Here is a 23,392-nt window from a genome sequence, read left to right on the forward strand (position 1 = left end):
AGCTAATGCAGGAATTGCGTTACATCTTGGTTGCCCTGGGCGGTATTGCTATTGCGGCATTGCTCATTCACGGGTTGTGGAGCAACAAAAAGAATCGTCAGGCACCGATCAAAGAGAAACCGATTGGACGGATGGACTCCAAGTCGCGGGATCGTGATAACGACACCTTCGACAGTGATGGCATCGGCCAGGTGCGCGTGGTCAGTGGTGGCCGTCGTGCCGAGCCCAAGCTGCGCAGTGAAGAGAGCCGCCAGCCGGAACTCGGTCGTCGCCCTGCCGTCCCCGCCTTTGATGATGAAGATGACGAGGACGATCTGCCGCCGCCCGTAGTGCGCAAGCCTGCTGCCCGCCCGGTTCCGCCGCCTCCTGTCTATGAAGAAGAGGAAGCGTTCGACGAACCGTTGCCCGAGGAGATCGACGAGGCGCCCGCCGCGCCGGTGCGCAAGCCAGCTCAGGTCAATCGTCGTACCCCGGTCTACCGTTCCCGCCCCCAGCGTGAGCCCATGATGCAGTCACTGGACGACGAGCCGCTGGTCGAGCCCGCTTATGCGACCGCCCCGACCTTTGGCGCCCGTACAGAGACAGTCCGTACCGCTGACACCGTTCGTGCCGAGCCGGTGCACGCTCCCGAGCCTGTTTATGAAGAGCCGGTCTATGTGGCACCTGCTCCGGTGGTTGAAGAGCAGCGCATGGCGCCACAGCCGGTCGAGAAGATCTGGCAGGATGTCTACGTCATCAACCTGATGGGCCGTCCGGGTCACGACTTGCAAGGGGCGACCCTGCTCTCATCCCTGATGGCGCTGGGCTTCAAGTTTGGCGAGATGGATATTTTCCACCGTCACGAGGACCCGAACGGCAATGGCGAAGTGCTCTTCTCCATGATCAACATGGTCAAGCCGGGCACCTTCAACCCGTACCGGATGGAGCAGTTCGCCACCCCGGGCGTGTCGCTCTTCATGCAACTGCCGCTGCGCAGCAATGCCGCGTTTGCCTTCGAGGACATGCTGCAGGCCGCCGATCAGCTGGCCAGCGATCTCGATGCCATGCTGACAGATATGGATCGCAGCCCGCTGAGCGACGAGACCATTGCCCGTTACCGTCACGAGCTGGCTACCTACGAGGCCAGTCGCGACTAATACGCCATGCGGGTCGAGTGAAGAAAAAGTGCGGTACCCTGGTACCGCATTTTTGTTTCTACCCCGGGCCGGATGTTCAATCACACTTCGAGACTTTTTCATGAGCGACACCCTCTCCCGTCACCGTCAATTGTGTGAACTGCTTACCGAATATGGTCACCAGTACTATGTGCTGGATAACCCCACAGTGCCGGATGCCGAATACGATCGCCTGATGCGCGAGCTGATTGCGCTGGAAGCCGAGCATCCCGAGCTGAAAACACCGTCGTCCCCCAGCGTGCGGGTCGGTGGCCAGCCGCTGACGGCGTTCAGTCAGGTGCGTCACGAGATCCCCATGCTCAGTCTGGATAACGTCTTTAGCAGCGAAGAGTTGCAGGCGTTCGAACAGCGGATGAGCGATCGCCTCAAGCGTGACGTGCGTTTCACCTTCTGCTGCGAGCCCAAGCTCGACGGTCTGGCGGTGAGCCTGCTCTATGTGGATGGTCAGCTGGTGCAGGCGGCTACCCGGGGCGATGGCGCCACTGGTGAGGAGATCACCGAGAACGTGCGCACTATCAAGGCCATTCCGCTCGCGCTGCGTGGCACTGGCTGGCCTGCCCGGCTGGAGGTGCGTGGTGAAGTCTTTATGCCCAAGGCCGGTTTTGAGGCGATGAACGCCAAGGCGCTGGCCGCGGGCGAGAAGGTATTCGTCAACCCGCGCAATGCCGCCGCTGGCAGCCTGCGTCAGCTCGATTCACGTATCACCGCCAGCCGTCCCCTGAGCTTTTACGCCTATGGCGTGGGGGTGGGGGGCGAGCAGTTGGGCGACACCCACTTCGGTCGTCTCAACCAGCTCAAAGCGTGGGGGCTGCCGCTCAGTCCCGAGGTGAAGCTCAAAGAGGGGCCGCTGGCTGTCAGGCGTTCCACGACGACATTCTGGCCCGTCGTGGCGAGCTGCCCTACGAGATCGACGGCGTGGTCTACAAGGTGGATGCCATCGCTCTGCAAGAGGAGCTGGGCTTTGTGGCCCGCGCGCCGCGCTGGGCGACAGCCCACAAGTTCCCGGCGCAGGAGGAGATGACGGAGCTTGAGAACGTCGAGTTTCAGGTCGGCCGCACCGGCGCCGTGACCCCGGTAGCCAAGCTCAAACCGGTGTTTGTCGGCGGCGTGACCGTCTCCAACGCCACCCTGCACAATGCCGACGAGATTGAGCGGCTCGGCGTCATGATCGGCGACACCGTGATCGTGCGCCGGGCGGGGGATGTGATCCCGCAGATCGTCGCCGTGGTGGAGGCGCAGCGCCCAAGCGACGCCCGCGCGATCCTCTTCCCGACCGAGTGTCCGGTCTGTGGCTCTGCAGTCGAGCGACTGGAGGGAGAAGCAGTCGCCCGCTGCTCCGGCGGCCTGTTCTGCGAGGCGCAGCGATCGGCGGCGCTCAAGCACTTCGCCGCCCGTCGCGCCATGGATGTGGATGGCCTTGGCGACAAGATTATCGAGCAACTGGTGGACAAGGGGCTGGTGAAGACCCCGGCCGATCTGTTCAGCCTCAACGCCATCCAGCTGGCCGGTCTTGAGCGGATGGGGCAAAAGTCGGCCCTTAATCTGGTGGCCGCCATCGATGCGGCGCGCAGCACCACCTTGCCGCGCTTCCTGTTTGCCCTGGGGATCCGCGAAGTCGGGGAGGCGACCGCCCTCAATCTGGCCAACCACTTCCTCACCCTGGATGCCCTGCGCGCGGCTTCGGTGGAGCAACTGCTGACGGTGGCCGATGTGGGCGAGGTGGTGGCCAAGCACGTCTACTACTTCCTGCGTCAGCCCCATAACGTGGAGGTGCTGGAGGCCCTGCTGGCCGCCGGTATCCACTGGCCGGCCATCGAGAAGAAAGAAGCAAGCGCTCAACCCTTTGCCGGCAAGACCTTCGTGCTGACCGGTACGCTGACCACCTTGTCGCGCAACGACGCCAAGGTGGCGCTGCAGGCGCTGGGGGCCAAGGTGGCGGGATCGGTATCTGCCAAGACCGATGTGCTGGTGGCGGGGGAAGCGGCCGGTTCCAAGCTGACCAAGGCGCAGGAGTTGGGCATCACCATCTGGACCGAAGAGGAGCTACAACAGGCGTTGCAGGGCTGAATAGCCCTCACCAAGCCTGCTAACCGCAGCCTCCGATAAAAGAGAACCCGGCATGGCCGGGTTCTCTTTTTTTGTGTGGGTGTTCACTCACGCCAGAGGATCTTGTGGCGCCATTTGTCGGGCAGGGTGAGCTGCCAGCGGGCCAGCTCGCTCTTGCTGAAGAGATACTCGCCACGCAGGGCGGCCCGCGGGGAGAGGGTTTTGGGCAGCGCTCCCGCCAGTATGGTGTTGATGAGCGCTGCAGCCTGCAGCCCCTGATCCTTGCCATCGAGCACCAGCCCGCCGATGGCCATCCCCTTGCCCACGGTGAACTCCCAGAAGCAGAAAACCGGCACCGGGCTGTGTCGGCTGGTCCACTCCAATACCGTCTTCTCATCCACATGCTTGCCATTTTCATCCAGCAGCGTGTGGTAGAGGCCGAGGAAGATGGCGCCATATCCGTTTTTCTTGCTGTTGAGCACCGCCTCCTGCCAGAGGTCATACTCGCCGAGCAGCTGGCTGTAGACCCGGGTCTGGCCGACGCGCAGTTCGGTCTGGGTTTTGAACTCATCCTCGATGGCGGTGAGGGCGACCTGGCTGGCATCAAACAGTACCAGCGCCTTGTCGAGCCCCCCCATCAGCTGGCTCATCTCGCTGATATTGCGTTTGAGCAGGGGACGTTCCAGCACGCCGGTGATCTTGGGGTGGCCGACAAAGCCTTTGAGCCGGGGATTTTCGTTCATGCCGAGAAAGACTACCGGGGTACCCAGCGAGGCGATCTCGTTGGCTAGATAGTTGATGGCATTGTCATCGCCCAGCAGCACCAAATCCGGTTTGTTCTTCAGATAAAAAGCGATGGCCCGTTGGGCGATGCCGTCGAACGCCTCCCGCGGATGGCGTTTGGTGTCCATATAGAAGTGAGAGATCTGGTGCTCTCCCTGCAACCCCTTGCGCAGACCTTCATTGTAGCTTTGGTCCCACAGGTATTCGGGATGGTAGCTGCTGATCACCAGAATGTTGGCGGCCCAAAGTGGTAGGGAGAGGGTGGAGAGCAGTAGCAACAGCAGGGAGATACGCATGCGGTGTCCCTTGTCGAGCGGTAGAGAGTACTCGCTCAGTATGGGCGGTTTTGGTTGGCGCTGTCATCTCGAAACGGTGTGGCGGGACGCGATTTTTTTTCGGATGAGCGGATCGGACGCCAGCCCGCACCCTGCTTGAGGTTGGATTTGATTGGGGCTTGTTGTGGTTGGTTGTGAACTGTCCCGCTCGCTGAAAAACCTGTTCTGGATCAAGAAATACGGTCACGCTTTGGTGCCTAATAGACACCACATATAGGCGTGCATTCAGTTTTAATCCCTATATGTAGTGTTATTAAGCTGTGTATAAGCTGTTCCCTTCCTCTCTTCAGCCCAGGCTTGTCAAGCCCCGGCTGAATTTGTTTGCGTCCAGGACGAGATGCCGGGAAGGGGATCTAACAAGGGTGAGCCAGAGGCAAATGCCTGGCCTTTTAACGGGGATAATTCATGAAACCGGTTGTGATCAAACGTGACGGATGTCGCGCACCATTCAATGCCCAGCTGATTAGCGATGCGGTCAGCCGTGCGGCGGAAGCGGTCAATCAGGCCAATCCGGCGCTGGCACTGCGCATCTCAAACGCGGTCAGCCAGGAGCTGGAAGGGCGTGGTGAAGTTGATATCCACGAGATCCAGAACCGGGTTGAAAACCACCTGATGGCGTCCGACGACAAGGCCATTGCCCGTGCCTACATCGAATACCGTCACGACCGGGATCAGGCCCGTGAGGCGCGCGGCCGTCTGGCGCAGGAGATCCGTGGTCTGGTCGAGCAGACCAACGCCGCCCTGCTCAACGAGAACGCCAACAAAGATTCCAAGGTGATCCCGACCCAGCGCGACCTGCTGGCCGGTATCGTCGCCAAGCACTATGCCACCAGCCACATGCTGCCCCGTGATGTGGTGCAGGCCCACGAGAACGGTGATCTGCACTTCCACGATCTCGACTACTCGCCTTTCTTCCCGATGTTCAACTGCATGTTGATCGATCTGAAGGGGATGCTGACCCACGGCTTCAAGATGGGTAATGCGGAGATCGATACCCCGAAATCGATCAGCACCGCCACCGCCGTGACCGCCCAGATCATCGCCCAGGTGGCGAGCCACATCTATGGCGGCACCACCATCAACCGCATCGACGAAGTGCTGGCGCCCTATGTTACCATCAGCTGGCAGAAACACCGTGAAGTGGCCGAAGAGTGGGGCATTGCCGATGTGGAAGCCTATGCCATGGCCCGCACCGAGAAAGAGTGTTACGACGCCTTCCAGTCGCTGGAGTATGAAGTCAACACCCTGCACACCGCCAACGGTCAGACGCCGTTCGTCACCTTCGGCTTTGGTCTGGGGGATAGCTGGGAGTCGCGGATGATCCAGCGCGCCATCCTCAGCAACCGTATCGCTGGCCTTGGCAAGAACAAGAAGACCGCCGTGTTCCCGAAACTGGTGTTCGCCATCAAGGATGGCCTCAACCACAAGCAGGGCGATCCCAACTACGACATCAAGCAGCTCGCGCTGGAGTGTGCCTCCAAGCGGATGTATCCGGACATCCTCAACTACGACCAGGTGGTGAAGGTGACCGGCTCCTTCAAAACCCCCATGGGTTGCCGCTCCTTCCTCGGCGCTTACGAGGAGAATGGTGAGCTGATCCACGAAGGTCGCAACAACCTGGGCGTGGTGAGCCTCAACCTGCCGCGCATTGCGCTGAAATCCCGTGATGAAGCGGACTTCTGGGATCGTCTGGATGCCTCTCTGCGGGTCGCCAAGAAGGCGCTGATGTACCGCATCACCCGTCTGGACGGGGTGAAAGCGCGGGTTGCTCCGATCCTTTATATGGAAGGGGCTTGCGGTGTGCGCCTCAAGGCGGACGACAACGTCAGCGAGATCTTCAAGAACGGCCGGGCCTCCATTTCGCTTGGCTATATCGGGGTTCACGAGACCATCAACGCCCTGTTTGGTGACAAGGTGCACCTGTTTGACAGCGCCGAGCTGCAGCAGAAGGCCATCGCCATCATCGCCCGTCTCAAGGCGGCCATCGACGAGTGGAAAGAGGAGACCGGCTACGGCTTCAGCCTCTACTCCACTCCGAGCGAGAACCTCTGCACCCGTTTCTGCCGCATCGATGCCAAAGAGTTTGGCGTAGTATCCGGCGTGACCGACAAGGGCTACTACACCAACAGCTTCCACCTCGATGTGGAGAAGCAGGTCAATCCGTACGACAAGCTGGACTTCGAGGCGCCCTATCCGCCCATCGCCAGCGGCGGCTTCATCTGTTACGGCGAGTACCCCAACATCCAGCACAACCTGGAAGCGCTGGAGAACGTCTGGGATTACAGCTACGACAAGGTGCCCTACTACGGTACCAACACCCCCATCGACGAGTGCTATGACTGCGGCTTCACCGGCGAGTTCGAGTGCACCTCCAAGGGCTTTACCTGCCCGCGCTGCGGCAACCACGACCCCGCCAAGGTGTCGGTGACTCGCCGTGTCTGTGGCTACCTCGGCAGCCCGGATGCGCGCCCCTTCAATGCGGGCAAGCAGGAAGAAGTGAAGCGCCGCGTCAAACATATGTAAGCCGAGCCCTCAGCCTAGCCCTCTCCCAAGGGGAGAGGGAACCGGCCGATGTACTGTTTGTGCTGCTTTGCTCCCTTCTCCTGCTCACTTGAAAAAGAGTGGGAGAAGGGGCGGGGGGCGGGGATGAGGGGCCGTAATAGAGAGAGATGATGCACTACCACCAATACTACCCGGTTGATGTGATCAACGGCCCCGGCACCCGCGCCACCCTGTTCGTCTCGGGTTGCGAGCACCAGTGCCCCGGCTGCTACAACCAGAGCACCTGGCGGCTCGATGGCGGCAAGCCATTCGATGAGGCGATGAGCAATCGCGTCATTAGCGACCTCAACGACAGCCGCATCAAACGGCGTGGTCTGTCGCTCTCCGGCGGCGATCCGCTTCACCCGGCCAACGTGCCCCACGTGATGGTGCTGGTGAAACGGGTACGTGCCGAGTGTCCGGGCAAGGATATCTGGTGCTGGACCGGTTATCGGCTCGGCGAGCTCTCCGCTGCCCAGCGCGAGCTGGTCGCCCTGCTGGATGTGCTGGTGGATGGCAAGTTTGAAAAAGAGCTGGCAGATCCGGGCCTGCTCTGGCGTGGCAGCAGCAACCAGCAGATCCACGACCTCAATGCCTGGCGTGATACGGGTGAGCGAATTCCCTGTCTGGTTTGCAGTTGAAGCCCGGGATGTTTATGGTTAGCCCATTCCTATCCCGACGACATTCTTGAAGAGGAGAGCCGAGATGAACAATCTGCTCAAGATCCTGCTGGCCATCTTTCTGCCCCCGGTCTGTGCCTTTCTTCAGGTGGGCTTCAGCCTGCATTTTCTGATCAACATAGTGCTGACCCTGCTGGGCGGTCTGCCCGGCATGGTGCATGCGCTTTGGCTGGTGGTGAGCGACAAGCGCGGCTGATACCTTCGGCTGGGTAGTGAGCTCATAGACGATAAAAGGGCCAACCTCTCGGGGTTGGTCCTTTTGTTCATGTTCATACGAATACTTTTTCGTCAAGATGGGTCACTGACCAAGGGGGCTCGTGTTAAGCGGCCCGCAGTCCGGCAACAAGCACCGGCAAAGAACAAGGAGCGTTACATGAAGTGGAAAGTCGCAGTATGGTCAGGTCTGGCCGTGACACTGTTGCTGGGCTGCTCATCCCGTCAGGAGGTGGCGCACGAACGTGCTCCGATCGCTATCCCTCTTGAGCAGTTGTCCAGCTACTGGGTTCAGGAGAAGCAGTGGTCATGGCTTGGCAATGACGAGCCCGCCCTGCCGGCCAAACCGGTCAAGGGGTATGTGGAAGTACGCTATCAAATCGACGCCAGCGGCACGCCGGTCAAACCGGAAGTGGTGGCGGCCGAGCCCCCCGGCGAGCTGGAGCAGAGCGCGCTGGCGACCCTCTCGCGGATCCGCTACAGCCCGGCAGAGGGCAACCCGGATGCCATTCCGGTCGAGGTGACCAACCGCTTCGAGATCGAGATCAACTGATCCCCCACCACTCTGATGTCAGAAACAGAGACCCCGGCCTAGCCGGGGTCACGTTTATTGCTGTTTGCAGTCGTTGTAGGCGGTCTGCCACTCGCCAGCCTGATCCCGCAGTTCGACAAAGCCCCCATCCCCCTTGTTCCACCAGACGGCCTCGTGCTCGTCTGTATAGCGGGCGCCGGAGGCCGAGACGGCCTGGGGCAGGGTGTAATCCTTGCCGTCCGGCAGCGACAGCTTGATAAAGTTGAGGCTCTCATCGGAGAGGGAGAAGTAGCGCACCAGCACCTTCTTGCCCTGCTCGCACTGATAACTGACCGGTTCGCCACCGGTGACAGAGAGGGTATTGCCCTGATTGCAGCCGGCGAGCAGGCCGAGGGCCATCGCACCAGCGGCCATCATATGTACTTTATTCATGATTACAGCTCCATTGGTGTCGGAACGTGTCCGGAACATGCAGTGCATGAACGAGCGGGGTTGTCCCGCGTCGTCGATTTTTGCTCTTTCTTGCAGGTGTGCCCCCTTGTTTCGGGTTTATCCGATGGCCCCCTCAGCTGTGGCTGGTTGTGATGATTGGGAGGGGGGAAGGGTGTGGCACAGTGCGGGATGCCTTTCCAAGCATGAAGTGCAATAGACTGTTTGCAAAGGGGAAAATAATCAAAAATGGACAAATAGACCACTCTTTATTGTTTCTTGATGAAACTGTTAATTAGTGGCGTGATTGCGAGTCAGGTCGCTTTTTCAACATCTGATTAATTGTAAGATTAATAAAGCATTCAAGGAGTCCTGACGGATAGCATCGATGCACCGGCAGGCCATTGCCCAGGACTGGCAAGCGAGATCGCGTCGCGATCATCATTACCTGACTGTGGAGGATTTATGCTGGGTTTCGTTCTGGGCGATATGTATTGTCAAACATCGGTGCAGGCGTTACCTCCTCGCCTGGGAAAGATCTTTCCCATTCCTGCTGATTACCGACTGCGTGGCCGGGTATCCGCCGCCATCATGACCATCGAGAGCCTGCTCGATACCCCTTATCCGCAAAAGCAGTTTCGCGATCTGGTCTATGGCGCCTTTATCGAGCGCCAGCGCCGGCTGTTTGGCGAACATGTCATCGTTGCCCGCATGGAAGGGGAAGAGGGGTTGGAGCTGTCGATAGACCTTTCGTTTGTCAGCACCGCCGTACCGGTGGGCCTACTGGCTATCTCCGAAGAGCTGGCCCTGGCAACAGCGCCGCGTCCCAAGAAGAGCCATCCCCACTACGAGACGCTGTGCAAGGTCATCGATTGCATGGTGATGCTGATGTTTTATGGCAAGGTGATCCGCCAGCGTAATGCGGTGTTGGAAAATATCGGCTATCAGTTTGGTTATCAGCCCGCCGCGACCCTGACGGCGCGCGTTGGCAAGGGGGGGGAGGACGACTACGAGGCCTTCATGGTCAATATCATGACCTGTATTGCTCACGCCAACTCGCTCAAGGAGGCGCTGGAGAACGCCAGCAGGATGGGGATACAGGAGCCCGCCTTTTTCTGCATCGTCGGGGCGATTGCCAGCACCCTGTGGGGCGTGCCCAGACAGTGGGCATATCAGGCCTCACAACTGCTTCATCGTTCCCATCATCACTACATCCAGAATCTGCTGCGCTGTGAAACCCGTGCCGGGCGGCGTCAGATCAATCTGGAACCGCCCAAACCGCCACTGTTTGCTCCGATCCGGCAACAGGTTGTGCGTCTGTTTAAGGGGGCGCACTAATACGGGGCCATCCGCCGACAACACCCGTTGTTATCACTCAGGCGGGATAGAGCGCCCCCAGCACAGCCGGACGGCGGGCACCGGTGACGGCGGGCAGATTGCCCGGCTTGCGATGGACAAAGCACATGGCCAGCCAGGCAAATGCCGCGCCTTCAACCCAATCGGGGGCCAGGCCCAGATCAAGGGTGCTGGCAATGCGCCATGCGGGCAGCAGGCTGGCCAACTCGCTTAGCAGCGGAGCGTTATGGGCGCCACCGCCACAGACAAACAGCTCGGCTTTCGGTTGACTGGCGCTCAATGAGTTTGGCTGGGCGGGCAATTGGCGGGCGATGCTGTGGCAGGTGAGTGCCTGCAGGGTACGCTGCACATCCACGGGGGCGTAGGCATTGCCTGCCAGCTCGCCATCGAGCCAGGCGAGGGTGAACATCTCCCGTCCGGTACTCTTGGGGGAAGGGGCGACGAAGTAGGGGTGAGCTAGCAGCTTCTCCAGCAGAGCCGGGATGGGCGTGCCGCTGGCGGCCCATTTGCCACCGGCGTCATAGCTGCCACCGTGGGGCTGATGGCGGCGATACCAGCCATCGAGCAGGGTGTTGGCCGGGCCGGTATCAAAACCATAGACGCCGACCGGATTGCCCGGCAGTACCGAGATATTGGCGATACCGCCGAGGTTCAGCACCACCCGCAATACGCCGGGTTTGGCAAACAGTGCTTGATGGAACGCGGGCACCAGCGGCGCCCCCTGACCACCGAGGGCCATATCCATGGTGCGAAAATCGGCGATAACGTCGATGCCGGTCAGGGCTGCCAGCAGGGCGGCGTTGCCGATCTGCAGGGTAAAGCCAAGCTGGGGGCGGTGGCGGATGGTCTGGCCGTGGCTGCCGATGGCGCGAATATCCTTGGGGGTTAGCCCCGCCTTGACCAGCAGCGCGTGGGTGGCGGTGGCAAATTCCTCTGCCACTTGCTTGCCGGCCACTCCCATGCGGTCGATTTCGTTGTCGCTCGGGGTGCAGAGGGCATGCAGCGCGCGGGCGGTCTCTTCCGGCCAGGGGTGACAAAGCGCGGCTTCGACCCGCAATTCATCCCCGTCGATCATCACCAGCACGGCGTCAATTCCGTCCATGCTGGTGCCAGACATCAATCCGATATAACGCTCAGCCATGAGCTTTCCTCAATATGGTTGCCAAACGTGGGGCAGGATAAAGAGAGACCCTCATCTGGCTCACTTAGTTGCCGCGACTATCCCGCTTGTTCTGGGCCAGTTGCAGCGTGGGGTTGTCGAGCTTGACCAGTTGCGGCGTGGCCAGCATTTTGAAGTTGGCCAGCTCGCGTCCGCTGAGCGTCTCCGCCTGCGGCAAGTTGAGGGTGCGTGGATTCTTGTGAATGCCGCCCACCACGAATTCATAGTGCAGGTGCGGCCCGGTGACGCGGCCGGTGCCACCCAGGGTACCGATGGTCTGCCCCTGCTTCACCCGCTGTCCCTTGTTGACGGTGCGCTTGGCGAGGTGCAGGTATTTGGTCACGAAGTTGCCGGCATGCTTGATAAAGACATAGTTGCCGTTGAACTGGTTGTAACCGGCGGCCACCACGCTGCCGGAGCCCGCCGCCATGATGGGGGTGCCCACCGGCGCCACATAGTCGATGCCGTTGTGGGGGCGGATCTTGCCGGTCACCGGATGGAGGCGGCGCGGGTTAAAGTTGGAGCTGATGTATTTGAAATTGACCGGCGCGCGCAGGAAACTCTTGCGCATCGCCTTCCCTTCCGGGGTGTAGTAGTTGCCATCTTCATTGAGCACGGCGCGGTAGGCGGTGCCCTGGTTGACGAACTCGGCGGCCAGAATATCGCCGGAGGCCACCCGCTCGTCGTCGCGGAACTTGTCTTCATAGACAACCCGGAAGCTGTCCCCCGGCTGCAGATCCTGGGCAAAGTCGATGTCCCAGCCGAAGATGGCGGCGAGATCCATGATCTGATCTTCCGTCATCCCCGCGTCCACCGCCGCGCCCCAGAAGCTGGAGCGGATCTCGCCTTTGCTCACCTGTTCGCGGGTATCGAGGGCGATCTTGACGTTGCGGGCGACAAAGGTCTCCTCCTTGCGGCTCACCTTGAGCGCCTGCTCCAGACTGTGGGGGTAATAGAGGCTGTGCAGCTCGCCGTTCTCGGTGAGCTTGAAGGTGAGCTCCTGCCCCGGTTGCAGCATCCGCAGGGGATCACTGCCCTCGAGCTGGTCGATTAGGTGCAGATCAGTGGTGCTCAGACCAATGCGCTGGAAGATCACCCCCATGTTGTCGCCACGGTGTACCTTTACCTGCTTGGTGATGTAGCGCGGCTTGGGCGGGGTGACAGGCTGGGCGGCCTCGGCCGTCAGCTCGTGGTTCAACGCGTTGTCGTTAGCCGGTTCCCGCAGGGCAATCTCGTTGCCATTTTCATCGACTCGTGTTGCTACTGCCTGTTCGCTTGGCCAGGCCGCCAGCATCATGATCATGATGCTCAAAATCAGCACCATCTTGCGGTGCCAGTGGGGGAGTGCGTTAAAGGCGTGCCAAATAACCATGAGAAGCAGATGAAGTTGGGCAGAAAAGAGAGTCGGAGTTTACAGCCTTTCTAATTAGCCTGCCATGCCAGCCACACTGGGAGAGTGTTGCAAATGGTCATATGACGCTGACGAAGTCGGGTAGAATGGACGGATTTTACAGCCTTTCCAATTGGCCCGCCATTCCAGTAATATGTTTGGCCCTGTGGAATCGTGATGGAGAGTCAAAAAATGTCCCAGCTCGAGGTGGCGCTAGCCGAGATCAAGCGCGGAGCGGAAGAAATTCTGGTTGAAGAAGAACTGGTCGCCAAATTGAAGGAAGGGCGCCCGCTGCGCATCAAGTTGGGCATGGACCCGACGGCCCCCGACATTCACCTGGGTCATACCGTGATCCTCAACAAGCTGAAGACCTTCCAGGATCTGGGCCACGAGATCATCCTGCTGATCGGCGATTTCACCGCCATGGTGGGTGACCCCTCCGGCAAGAACAGCACCCGTCCGCCGCTCTCCGAAGAGGCCATCAAGCACAACGCCCTCACCTATGCGGAGCAGGCGTTCAAGATCCTCGATCCGGCCAAGACCCGCATCGAGTACAACTCGACCTGGCTGAGCGAGCTGGGTGCGACCGGCATGATCAAGCTGGCGGCCAAGCAGACTGTAGCCCGCATGATGGAGCGCGACGACTTCAAGAAGCGCTACACCGGCGGCCAGTCCATCGCGATTCACGAATTCCTCTATCCGCTGCTGCAAGGCTATGACTCGGTTGCGCTGAAGGCGGACGTCGAGCTCGGCGGTACCGATCAGAAGTTCAACCTGCTGATGGGTCGCGAGCTGCAAAAAGATGCCGGCATGGCGACCCAGTGCGTGCTGATGATGCCGCTGCTGGTGGGTCTGGATGGCGTCAAGAAGATGTCCAAGTCCGCTGCTAACTACATCGGCGTACACGATGCCCCGGGCGAGATGTTCGGCAAGATCATGTCCATCACCGACGATCTGATGTGGAACTACTACGAGCTGCTCTCCTTCCGTCCGCTGGCTGAAATCGAAGGGTTCAAGGCGGGCATCGCTGCCGGCACCCTCAACCCCCGTGACGTGAAGATCTGGCTGGCCAAGGAGATCATCACCCGCTATCACGATGAAGCGGCGGCCGAAGCGGCCCACGAAGATTTCACCCAGCGCTTCTCCAAGAACGCTATTCCGGACGAGATGCCGGAAGTCGAACTGGCCCTGGAAGGCGACGGGCTGGCCATCGCCAACCTGCTCAAAGAGGCCGATCTGGTGGCCACCACCTCCGAAGCGCTGCGGATGATCAAGCAGGGCGCGGTCAAGGTGGATGGCGAGAAGCTGGACGATGGCAAAGCACTGATTGGTGCCGGTACCGCTGTCTATCAGGTTGGCAAGCGCAAGTTTGCCCGGGTGACGGTCAAGTAAGCCCTGATCGCTCAGTCCACGCTGACGGGTCATCCAGTCTGCTGCGTTGAATAAGAGAAGCCTCCCTTGCGGAGGCTTCTCTGTATGTACGATATGGGCGGGAAGCGCAGATAGCAAAACCGGCATCGGATGATGCCGGTTTTTTATTGTTGCAGTGCGGTCTGCGGCCTTAGCGGGCCAGTTGGACGGCGGCGCGCGCGCTGGCCGGTTGCGGGCGGAGCCTGGCTTTTGGCGCGCAGGCCACTTTCAGGCGCAGCCACTCGCGCCACAGTAGCCAGCAGAGCGGCAGGGTGAGCAGCAGCACGGTGGCGGGCTGGGCCATCAGCACACCGTCACGGCCCCACTGCTGTGGCAGCAGGAAGATGAGCGGCAGCAGCAGTACGGTTTTGGCGATGGAGATAACCAGCGCCTGACGGGTACGCGCCATGGATTGCAGCAGCACGATGCCGAACATGATGATCCCCTCCAGCGGCATGGCGCCGAGGTTGAGGGTCAGGCTGCTGATGGCGGCGGCCAGCAGTTCGGGATCCTTGTCGCCGGTATAGAGCATGGCGACCTGTCCCGGCAGCAGCTGGATGGTGAGCCACACCAGCATGCCGTAGATAAAGGTGAAGGTGAGCCCCATCTCCATCAGGTACTTGAGGTTGCGATGGCGCTTGGCCCCCGCCGCCTTGCTGATGAGCGGCTGAATGCCGAACGCCAGCCCCTGCAGGATGACGATAAAGACCGCTTCGGTGTAACCGGCCACGGTAAAGCCCGCCAGATCCTTCACATTGCCATACACCATCAGCTGGCTGTTGTGCAGCATCAGCAGCAGGCCGAGGTTGAACTGGGCAATCAGGCTTGGCAGACCGGTAAAAAGCAGGTGCGGCATGGCGGGGAGGTTGGGCACCAGATCCCGCCAGCTGAGGCGCAGCCGCGCCCAGGGGGTAAAGAAGTAGCCAAGGCCGATCAGGCTCACGGCGCCTTCTGCCATCAGGGTGGCTTGCGCGGTACCGATCAGTCCCAGTCCCAGCCGACCCACCATGATGTAGTTGAGGATGATGTTGAGCACGGCGCCGCTGCTCACCAGCACCATGGCCAGTTTCGGGCGGCCATCGTTGCGCAGCAGATAGGGCACCGCCAGATTGCTAGCCAGCAGCAGGGTACCGCCGCCGATCCAGGTGAGGTAGTCACTCGCCTGTTTCCAAGTCTCGGTGCCCTGTTCAATCCCCAGCCCCAGCAAGATATCGGTGTGGGTGTAATAGAGCAGACCCGGCGCAACACCCCCGAGACCTGCCAGCAGCCAGAGGGCGTTGACCAGCGCCTGACGGGCCAGGTTGTTATTCTTCGCCCCTTGCTGGAAGGAGATGGCGGTGGCCGCCCCCATGCTGATCATGGCGGCCAGCCCGATCAGCACCATGATGACCGGATAGACCAGGTTGATCCCGGCGAGGCCTGCGGCGCCGACATAGTGGCCGACGAAGATGCCGTCGATGAGGTAGTAGGCCCCCGAGACCAGCATGGCAAGAATGGAGGGGAGGGCGTAAGCCCAGAAGCGACGGGTCATGGCCCGTCGCCGCAGTGTTAAATAGGCAGACATATCTGTTCTCTCGAGGAGCTCGAATATCGAACAGCTAGTCTAGATTAATACTTATTTGGTGATAATCAGGGTTTCACTTGATGAATTGCTGAGTATTACTCACCAATCCGGGGTGTTGGTAGTGAGCCTTGAGCATGTCGATCAGGATGCGCAGGCCACTGCCCAGCTGGTGTCGACTGGGATAGAAGAGATAGAAACCGGCAAAGGTGGGGCACCAGGGCTCCAGCACGGTGAGCAGTTTCCCCTCCGCGACCTTTTGGCTCACCTCCTCTTCCAGACAGTAGGCCAGCCCCAGCCCCGCCTCGGCGGCACCGAGATAGAGGGCCGGGGTGCTGGTGGTGAGCGGCCCGGTCACCTCAATTTCCAGCATGTTGCCGTCGGCGGCAAAGGCCCAGCGATAGTGATGGTGCGGGGTGAGGCGATAGCCGATACAGGCGTGGCGACTCAGCTCGCTCGGGTGCTCCGGCGCGCCGTGCTCGGCCAGATAGGCGGGGGAGCCCACCACCAGATAGCGCTGGGACGGGCCGAGGGGGATACCGATCATCTCCTTGGGCAGCAGATCGCCATAAAAGAGCGCCGCATCGTAGCCATCTTCAATCAGCCGGGGCATCAGCTCCTGCTCCACCACCTCCACCTGCATTCTGGGATAACGGCGCAGATAGTCGATCAGTACCGGTGCCAGCAGGCTGTCGATGGCGCCACGGGGGGCGCAGAGCTTGAGCCGTCCCACCGGCTCGTCGCTGTGGCGGGCCAGCTCGCTGAGCGCCTCTTCCAGCGTATTGAGGGTGGGGAGCAGCTGCTTGAGCAACCGTTGGCCCGCGTCGGTCGGCACCACGGCGCGGGTGCTGCGGTTGAGCAGCCGCACCCCCAACCTGGCTTCCAGTCCCTTCAGGCTATGGCTGAGGGCAGAGGCGGAGACCCCGAGTTCGAGGGCGGCCTTGCTGAAACTGCGGTGACGGGCGACGGCGGCAAACACCGCCAGTTCGGCGAGATCGGTACGGGTAATAGTCATCATCAATCAACAAAAAGGCGTGAGTCACAAGGGTACGCCAAGGCTGTGCTGCACACAATCTGCGCGCAACGGACGATATGTTGCAAAATTGCATCAACCGGCAAGACATTGATTCTAGTGAAACTAAGTTGAATTGTTAAAAAAAAACCACAACAAGGCTTTGTTAATGTGATCTCGGTTGGCCAAAAGGTGGCTGCAATCAAACTTCTGTTGATTAATTCAAAAAATGATGTGATTAATAAGGTCATTTAATTACAGTCACTCCATCGAGAAAGACGCATGTTGTCGAGTTGTTAAGGCAGACAGGTGTCCCCCTCAGAGTCAAACACTCATGCCGTTGTTTGTTGCATGCTTGTTGTCACATGACGTGATGACCAGATTGCCGGGGTGTGAGAGCTACAAGGACGGACAGCAGGCGTTCCAGGGAGAGGGAACCGGGCCAAGGCCCGAACAAACAAGAATCCCATTTTTCCTAGATGACAGGAACAACGTATGTCTGACATGAATATTGCGGCTGATGGTCGTTTAGCCAGCAACACTTCCCGCGGCATCAACAAGGCCGATGTGGTCTGGATGCTGGGTCTGTACGGTACCGCGATCGGTGCCGGTGTACTCTTCCTGCCGATCAACGCCGGTGTCGGTGGCCTGTGGCCGCTGGTTGCCATGTTGATCCTGGCCCTGCCGCTGACGTTCTTTGCTCACCGTGGTCTGGCCCGCTTCGTGCTGTCCGGCTCTACCCGTGATGGCGACATCACTGAAGTCGTAGAAGAGCACTTCGGCAAGACCGCAGGCAAATTCATCACCCTGCTCTACTTCTTTGCCATCTACCCGATCGTACTGATGTATTCAGTCGCCATCACCAACACCGTCGAGAGCGTGATTGTTCACCAGCTGGGCATGACTGCGCCTCCCCGTGCCATCCTGTCACTGGCGCTGATCCTCGGTCTGATGGCCGTGGTTCGTCTGGGTGGCCAGGTTATCGTCAAAGCGATGAGCGTGCTGGTATTCCCGTTCGTGATCACCCTGATGGGCCTGGCGTTCTACCTGATCCCGCACTGGAACGGTGCCATCATCACTGAAGCTCCGGCTCTGTCCGACGCCTTCAACGGTGACTTTATCAAGACCCTGTGGCTGGCGATCCCGGTTATGGTGTTCTCCTTCAACCACTCCCCGATCATCTCCTCCTTCGCGGTGGATAACAAAGGTCGTTACGGTGAAGGTGCCGAGAAGAAGTGCAGCAACATCCTGCTGGGCGCCCACGTCATGATGGTGATGACCGTGATGTTCTTCGTATTCAGCTGCGTACTGAGCCTCTCTCCGGCTGATCTGGCGGCTGCCAAAGAACAGAACATCTCCATCCTGTCCTACCTGGCCAACCACTTCGACAACCCGGTTATCGCCACCGTGGCTCCGTTGATCGCCATGGTTGCCATCAGCAAATCCTTCCTGGGTCACTACCTGGGAGCACAAGAGGGCATGAACGGCCTGATGGCCAAGGCGCTGCGCGAGAAGGGCAAGAACGTTGACACCAAGCAACTGAACAAAATCACTGCGGTGTTCATGATCCTGACCACCTGGGCCATCGCCACCATCAACCCGAGCATCCTCGGCATGATCGAAGACCTGGGCGGCCCGATCATCGCAATGCTGCTGTTCCTGATGCCGATGTACGCCATCGCCAAGGTTCCTGCCATGCGCAAATATGCTGGCAACATCAGCAACGGCTTCGTGACCCTGATTGGCCTGATCGCCATGTCCGGTATCATCTACAAGCTGATTGCCTGATAACTCTGGTTAATCCTTGTGAAAAAGCCACTTCAGCAATGAAGCGGCTTTTTTTATTTGGGCAAGGAATAGCCCTTAACAAGCAAGGTGCTGCGGCCTAACATGGCCCGACATCTGTTTATAAATCGGGACAAAGGAATATGTCTGCGTTGAAAAAGGATCTCGGGCTCTGGCAGGGGATGGGGCTGCTCGCCACCTCGCTGCTGGGTACCGGGATCTTCGTGGTACCGGCGACTGCCGCCTCGCTGGCGGGTGGGGCGTCGCTCTGGGCCTGGTTGTTGCTGATTGCGCTGGTGTTGCCCATCGCCTTTACCTTCGCCCGCCTCGGCCGCCGCTATCCCCACGCGGGTGGGGCGCCGCATCTGATTGGCCTCGCCTTTGGCAACGGTGCCGAGCGCTTCTCTGCCTTCCTGTTTCTGGCGGTGCTGCCGGTGGGCCTGCCTGCGGCCTTGATGATCGCCGCCGGTTTCTGGCACGCCCTGTTCGAGATGGGGGAGTGGACCCTGTGGGCCATCCAGCTGCTGACCCTGCTTGGGGTCTTTCTGCTGGGGCTGCGCGGGGCGCGATCCTCCGGCAACCTGCAACTGCTGATTGCGCTCGCCATTTTGGGGCTCACCCTGCTGATCTGGTTCAAGGGGGAGGTGAGCTGGCGCGACGCAGCCCGGCCCTTGCCGAGCGCGGATGAGTGGCCTGCTATGACCACCGCGCTGGCGGTGATGTTTTGGTGTTTTGTCGGGCTGGAAGCCTTTGCTCATATGGGGGAGGAGTTCAAGCGTCCGGAGCGGGATTACCCCATCGCCCTGCTGGGCGGGGTGTTGCTGGCGGGGCTTATCTACTGGGTGCACTCGCTGGTGGTGCTCAAATATGGCCTCTACGGCGATGAGGCAAAAAATGCCACCGCCATTCCCTCCCTGCTGGCGCTGCTGTTTGGCCCCACCGCCAAGTGGCTGGTGGCGGTGCTCGGTTACCTATCCTGCTTTGCCAGCATCAACATCTACATTCAGGGTTTTGCCCGGCTGATCTGGAGCATGGCGCGGGAAGGCAAGCTGCCCGTCTCGCTGGCCCGGCTCACCGCGCGCGGTGCGCCGCTGCGGGCGCTCACGCTGGTGCTTGCCATCTGTCTGCTCTGCATCACCCTTATCATCTGGCTGAGACTGCCGCTCGATGAGCTGATCCGCTACGCCAACGGCAACTTCGTGCTGGTCTACCTGCTCTGCATGGCGGCGGGCTGGCGCCTGCTCAGCGGGGTGGGCAAGGGGCTGGCGGGGATAAGCGTACTGCTCTGCGCACTGGTGCTGGTGGCACTTGCGTCTCAGGTGCTCTATGCGGTGGTGCTGAGTCTTGGCTACGGCGGCTGCTCGCTGTGGCGGCGTCATCTGCGCCGCTGTCGCCAGCAGGATGCGCTTCCGGTGGCGAAGTAACGTCTCCCCGATTGTCGAAGAAATGAGAAAGCCCTGATGTTCAGGGCTTTTTGATTTCGGCATATGGGATGTTCATATGAACACCCGTTGGCACGCAATTTGCCGAAAAGGGCAGGGTCGGATCAACTCAACGGCGATTTATCGCCAAAAAAAGCCGCTCACCTTGGTGAGCGGCTGTAGCCATCCGGGTATTGCGACCTGCGATCAGGTCGGCTGCTTGCCCTCTTCTGTGGGCGTTGACAGAGTGGCCTTACTGGACTCCACCTTCTGCTCTTCGCCCTGCATGTTTTTGATGTAGACATCCATCTGGTTGAAGGCGATCTCGATGCCATTCTCGCGGAACAGCTGGTCGATCTTGCGGTTCAACTCGTCCACCGCCGGGTTGCGATCACCCAGTTCGCTCACGAAGAAGCGCAGCTCGTGATCTAGGGTGCTGGCGCCAAAGGTGAGGAAATAGACGATGGGGGCCGGGTCTTTCAGCACTCGGCTGTTTTCGTCGGCTGCTTGCTTGAGCAGGGTGCGGGTCAGCTCCAGATCCGAGCCGTACGCCACGCCCACCCGCACGATCACCCGGGTGACGGTGTCACTCAGCGACCAGTTGATCAGCCGTTCGGTCATCAGCTGTTGGTTGGGGATTATCACCTCTTTGCGGTCGAAGTCGGTCAGGGTAGTGGCGCGAATGCGGATCCGCGAGACGGTACCGGAGAAAGAGCCGATGGTGACGGTGTCACCGATCCGCACCGGACGCTCGAACAGGATGATGATGCCGGAGACGAAGTTGGAGAGGATCTCCTTCATGCCGAAACCGATACCGACTGACAGACCACCCGCGACCCACTGCAGCTTGTCCCACTGCACGCCCATCATGGAGAGAGCGGTCAGTGAGCCAAAACCGATCAGCACGTAGTTGAGCATGGTGGTGATGGCGTAGGCGGTACCTTGAGCCAGATTGAGCTTGGAGAGTACCAGTACCTCCAGCAAGCCCGGCAGGTTGCGCGCCAGTGACCAGGCACCGCCGAGCAGCAGGAAGCCGATCAGTACGTCACTCAGGCTGATGGGGAACAGCACGGCGTTGGCGCCGGTGCCTTCACTGCGGTGCCACAGCACCATGCTGTCGAGGTAGGAGAAGACCGCGACAAGATCGGACCAGAGCCAGTAGAAGGCGACGCCGAAGATCAGCAGCAGTACGGTACGGGTCAGACGCAGGGACTGCTGGCTGACATCTTCCAGATCCATGGGCTGCTCTTCGATGGACTCGCCCCCTTCCGCATCTTCCGAAGACTTGTGCTCACGCTTGGTCACCGCACGGCGGTAGGCCAGACGACGTGCCGCCAGCTCCAGACCACGCAGGGCGGTGCGGTAGACCAGGCTCCAGATGATGATGAGGTAGAAGGATTCAATCAGGCGACCGGTCAGCTTCAGCGCGGTGTAGTAGTAACCGAGTACCGCCAGCACGATCAGTGCCACCGGCGCCAGTGCGAGAGCGATGGCGATCAGCGATTTCTGCATGCTGGCCTCGCCCTTGATGCGGGCGCGGGAGATGGGGAACACCAGATAGGCGGTTAGCCCCAGTAGGGCCAGGGTCATGGCCTGACCGATCACGTCGTTGCCAAGGGTGGAGGGTTCAACCACCGCCTTGGTAGCGAGCATGATGAGCGGCAGCAGTGGCAGCCAGATGTAGCGCATGCTGGTGCGTTTAGCCTGCAGGTCGGCTTTGGGGATCCGAAAATGGGACTCGCCGATCCCCCCGGGGCGCATCACCGCCAGATAGACGCTGAACACCAAATAACCGAGGGCAAGGTTTAGGGTGATCTGGATGATGAGCTTGGGGCTGAGCAGGCCGCAGAAGGTGAGCATCAGACCGGCGGCCAAGATGAAGAGGGAACCCGGTAGACGTTGCAGGACAGTGAACAGCAGGGCACGGGGGGTGTGCCACTGGCTGTCTTGACGGAAACGGCCAAGATCCTTGGCTATCCGCTTCTGGCGATCGGCCAGAGTAGGGCGCTTCCACAGCAGCAGGCCGCCGACCAACAGCAGGGGAAGGGAAAGCAATGTAATGGGGAGTAACATGCGTCCCCAGCCCTTCCAGTCCGGTTTCAGCACCCAGTCGGATGCTTGCTTATAGGCCTGAGCTGGCCAGTTGATGAACCATTTGGTGTCGATAGTCTTGTTGCTGCTGACCCAGAAAATGTGCTGTTGCAGGGTGAACTCGATGGAGGCATAGACGCGGCTCAACTGCTGCTGGGTCAACTGTAGACTGATGGCATTGGTGAGCTGGGCATCCATCTGGCGGTTTAGCTGATCCAGCAGGCTGATGCGGGTGTCGATAAGCTTGGCGAGGCTTGCCTTGTCCTCATCACTCACCGGTTCACTGCTGCTGGCAAGCAGGTTATCCAAATACTGGTTTTTCTGAAACAGTTGGTCACGCTGTTGGCTCAGTTCGAATTGGGCCAAATGCAGATCGGCGATCTGCTCTTCCAGATTTTTCACCAGGCTAGAGGGCAGCGCTTCCAACTGCTGATAGAGCTGGTAGAGGATACGCGACAGCAGCAGGTTGCCCTTGAGCATCTGCACCTGTTCGTTGAGGTTGCGCTCGGTCTGGGTGCCGCGCTCAAGGGCGGTCTTTGCCTGGAGATTTTTCTGTGCCAGCGAGTTTAGGCTGGTGGTGGCGCTGACTAGCTGCTGGCTGAGCTGGTGGTTGATCTCCTGCTCTTTTTGTACCAAGGGGTTGTCTTCGGTGGCCACCAGCTCGCCGGTCTGCTCGGCGGTTTTCTCGGTATCGCCGAGGCGCTTGGCGCTGCTCTGCTCCTGCAGCACCTGAAGCTTCATCTCCTCGTTGGCAAGACGGGCACTCTGGTAGTCCCGTTGTTTGACCACCAGATCCTGCATGCTGGTGCGGTTATCCAGCTCTTTTTGCAGGTTGGCCAGTTGCAGATCCAGCAGCGCCAGCTCGGTATTGAGCTTCATCTTTTCGGCGCTGGAGATGCTTTCACCGGCGTTGAGACGGCTGCGGATCTCCTGACTGCGCTGGTAGGCTCGGCTCATGTTGGCTTGGGCCCGCTCCGGTAGGGTCTGCAAGCTGGTGAGCTGGCTGCCGATGGTGCCGAGGACCTCCTGGGCCTCCTGCATGTTGGCCAGCACTTCCGGTTGACGGCTGTCGAGCTCCGCCAGACTCATGCTGGCGTATTCGCTCTTGAGCTGCTCGGCACTCTTGCCCTTGGTCAGGGCATCGAGTTTGGCGCTGATCTCTCTGAGTTCGGTGGGCAGGTTGCGTATCCGTTGTGCCTGGGTCTTGGCCTTGGCCTCTTCCTTGTCGATGCTGTCGAGCAGGGCGAGGGTGTCGGTCAGCAACTTCTGATCCGCTTGCTGACTGACGGTCAGGGTCTCTGATTTACCCAGACCATCCAGTGCTCGCTGAACGACGTTGCGAGAGGGGACATCTTGCGCCATGGCTTGCGGGGCGCAGAGGCTGGCAAGGAGACAGAGCAGCGGCAACAGGGTAGCCGAGACTCTTTTCAAATATGTTGAGGACATATAACTTCCGGGTTATTGCGCGATATT

At 60.0% G+C, this 23,392-nt stretch carries 16 protein-coding genes and 1 pseudogene; 10 read left to right on the forward strand and 7 right to left on the reverse strand.

The features are described 5' to 3' along the window. Positions 1-5 precede the first annotated feature (5 nt). Positions 6-1,136, forward strand: coding sequence for a cell division protein ZipA (gene zipA, locus NMD14_05440; protein ID XEI33864.1), 1,131 nt, complete (start codon positions 6-8; stop codon positions 1,134-1,136). A gap of 100 nt (positions 1,137-1,236) precedes the next feature. Next, positions 1,237-3,242, forward strand: a pseudogene (ligA, locus tag NMD14_05445) (NAD-dependent DNA ligase LigA). Positions 3,243-3,325: 83 nt separating this feature from the next. Here ligA and NMD14_05450 read toward each other — a convergent pair. Continuing rightward, entirely contained in the window at positions 3,326-4,300 is a 975-nt protein-coding gene (locus tag NMD14_05450; protein ID XEI33865.1) for an ABC transporter substrate-binding protein, read from the reverse strand. A gap of 444 nt (positions 4,301-4,744) precedes the next feature. Between NMD14_05450 and nrdD the strand changes: the two genes are divergently transcribed. The 4 genes from nrdD (at position 4,745) to NMD14_05470 (ending at position 8,326) form a co-directional block, all read left to right on the forward strand. After that, on the forward strand, positions 4,745-6,862 hold the full coding sequence (nrdD, locus tag NMD14_05455; GenBank protein XEI33866.1) for an anaerobic ribonucleoside-triphosphate reductase: 2,118 nt from the start codon (positions 4,745-4,747) through the stop codon (positions 6,860-6,862). A 149-nt stretch (positions 6,863-7,011) separates the two neighbouring features. Next, the gene (nrdG, locus tag NMD14_05460; GenBank protein XEI34715.1) at positions 7,012-7,521 is read left to right on the forward strand and encodes an anaerobic ribonucleoside-triphosphate reductase-activating protein; all 510 of its coding nucleotides are present in this window, start codon (positions 7,012-7,014) and stop codon (positions 7,519-7,521) included. Positions 7,522-7,585: 64 nt separating this feature from the next. Further along, complete coding sequence (locus tag NMD14_05465) at positions 7,586-7,756, forward strand: YqaE/Pmp3 family membrane protein (protein XEI33867.1); 171 nt, start codon at positions 7,586-7,588, stop codon at positions 7,754-7,756. 177 nt (positions 7,757-7,933) lie between these two features. Further along, positions 7,934-8,326, forward strand: a complete 393-nt coding sequence (locus NMD14_05470; protein ID XEI33868.1) for an energy transducer TonB — start codon at positions 7,934-7,936, stop codon at positions 8,324-8,326. Between the two features lie 54 nt (positions 8,327-8,380). Here the strand turns inward: NMD14_05470 and NMD14_05475 are convergent, their stop codons facing one another. Continuing rightward, complete coding sequence (locus NMD14_05475; GenBank protein XEI33869.1) at positions 8,381-8,737, reverse strand: MliC family protein; 357 nt, start codon at positions 8,735-8,737, stop codon at positions 8,381-8,383. 462 nt (positions 8,738-9,199) lie between these two features. Between NMD14_05475 and NMD14_05480 the strand changes: the two genes are divergently transcribed. Beyond that, positions 9,200-10,072, forward strand: a complete 873-nt coding sequence (locus NMD14_05480) for a hypothetical protein (GenBank protein XEI33870.1) — start codon at positions 9,200-9,202, stop codon at positions 10,070-10,072. A gap of 37 nt (positions 10,073-10,109) precedes the next feature. On the opposite strand, the gene NMD14_05485 is transcribed toward NMD14_05480, so the two are convergent. After that, the gene (locus NMD14_05485; protein ID XEI33871.1) at positions 10,110-11,231 is read right to left on the reverse strand and encodes an anhydro-N-acetylmuramic acid kinase; all 1,122 of its coding nucleotides are present in this window, start codon (positions 11,229-11,231) and stop codon (positions 10,110-10,112) included. A 64-nt stretch (positions 11,232-11,295) separates the two neighbouring features. Continuing rightward, on the reverse strand, positions 11,296-12,621 hold the full coding sequence (locus NMD14_05490) for a peptidoglycan DD-metalloendopeptidase family protein (GenBank protein ID XEI33872.1): 1,326 nt from the start codon (positions 12,619-12,621) through the stop codon (positions 11,296-11,298). Positions 12,622-12,831: 210 nt separating this feature from the next. Between NMD14_05490 and tyrS the strand changes: the two genes are divergently transcribed. Next, positions 12,832-14,031: a tyrosine--tRNA ligase gene (tyrS, locus tag NMD14_05495; protein XEI33873.1), complete on the forward strand. Its 1,200-nt coding sequence runs from the start codon at positions 12,832-12,834 to the stop codon at positions 14,029-14,031. 169 nt (positions 14,032-14,200) lie between these two features. Here the strand turns inward: tyrS and NMD14_05500 are convergent, their stop codons facing one another. Both NMD14_05500 and NMD14_05505 read right to left on the reverse strand, forming a co-directional pair. After that, positions 14,201-15,613, reverse strand: a complete 1,413-nt coding sequence (locus tag NMD14_05500; GenBank protein XEI33874.1) for an MATE family efflux transporter — start codon at positions 15,611-15,613, stop codon at positions 14,201-14,203. A 73-nt stretch (positions 15,614-15,686) separates the two neighbouring features. After that, positions 15,687-16,625 (reverse strand): LysR family transcriptional regulator, encoded by a 939-nt coding sequence (locus NMD14_05505; GenBank protein XEI33875.1) that lies wholly within the window; start codon positions 16,623-16,625, stop codon positions 15,687-15,689. 492 nt (positions 16,626-17,117) lie between these two features. Between NMD14_05505 and NMD14_05510 the strand changes: the two genes are divergently transcribed. Beyond that, positions 17,118-18,410 (forward strand): HAAAP family serine/threonine permease, encoded by a 1,293-nt coding sequence (locus NMD14_05510; protein XEI33876.1) that lies wholly within the window; start codon positions 17,118-17,120, stop codon positions 18,408-18,410. Between the two features lie 140 nt (positions 18,411-18,550). Next, positions 18,551-19,831 carry an L-methionine/branched-chain amino acid transporter gene (gene yjeH, locus NMD14_05515; GenBank protein ID XEI33877.1) on the forward strand — a complete coding sequence of 427 codons (1,281 nt, stop codon included), beginning with the start codon at positions 18,551-18,553 and terminating at the stop codon, positions 19,829-19,831. A 204-nt stretch (positions 19,832-20,035) separates the two neighbouring features. On the opposite strand, the gene mscK is transcribed toward yjeH, so the two are convergent. Continuing rightward, a complete protein-coding gene (gene mscK, locus NMD14_05520; GenBank protein XEI33878.1) occupies positions 20,036-23,365 on the reverse strand; it encodes a mechanosensitive channel MscK in 3,330 nt (1,109 codons plus the stop codon). Positions 23,366-23,392 lie beyond the last annotated feature (27 nt).

Source organism: Aeromonas veronii, from assembly GCA_041319085.1.
GTDB lineage: Bacteria > Pseudomonadota > Gammaproteobacteria > Enterobacterales > Aeromonadaceae > Aeromonas > Aeromonas veronii_F.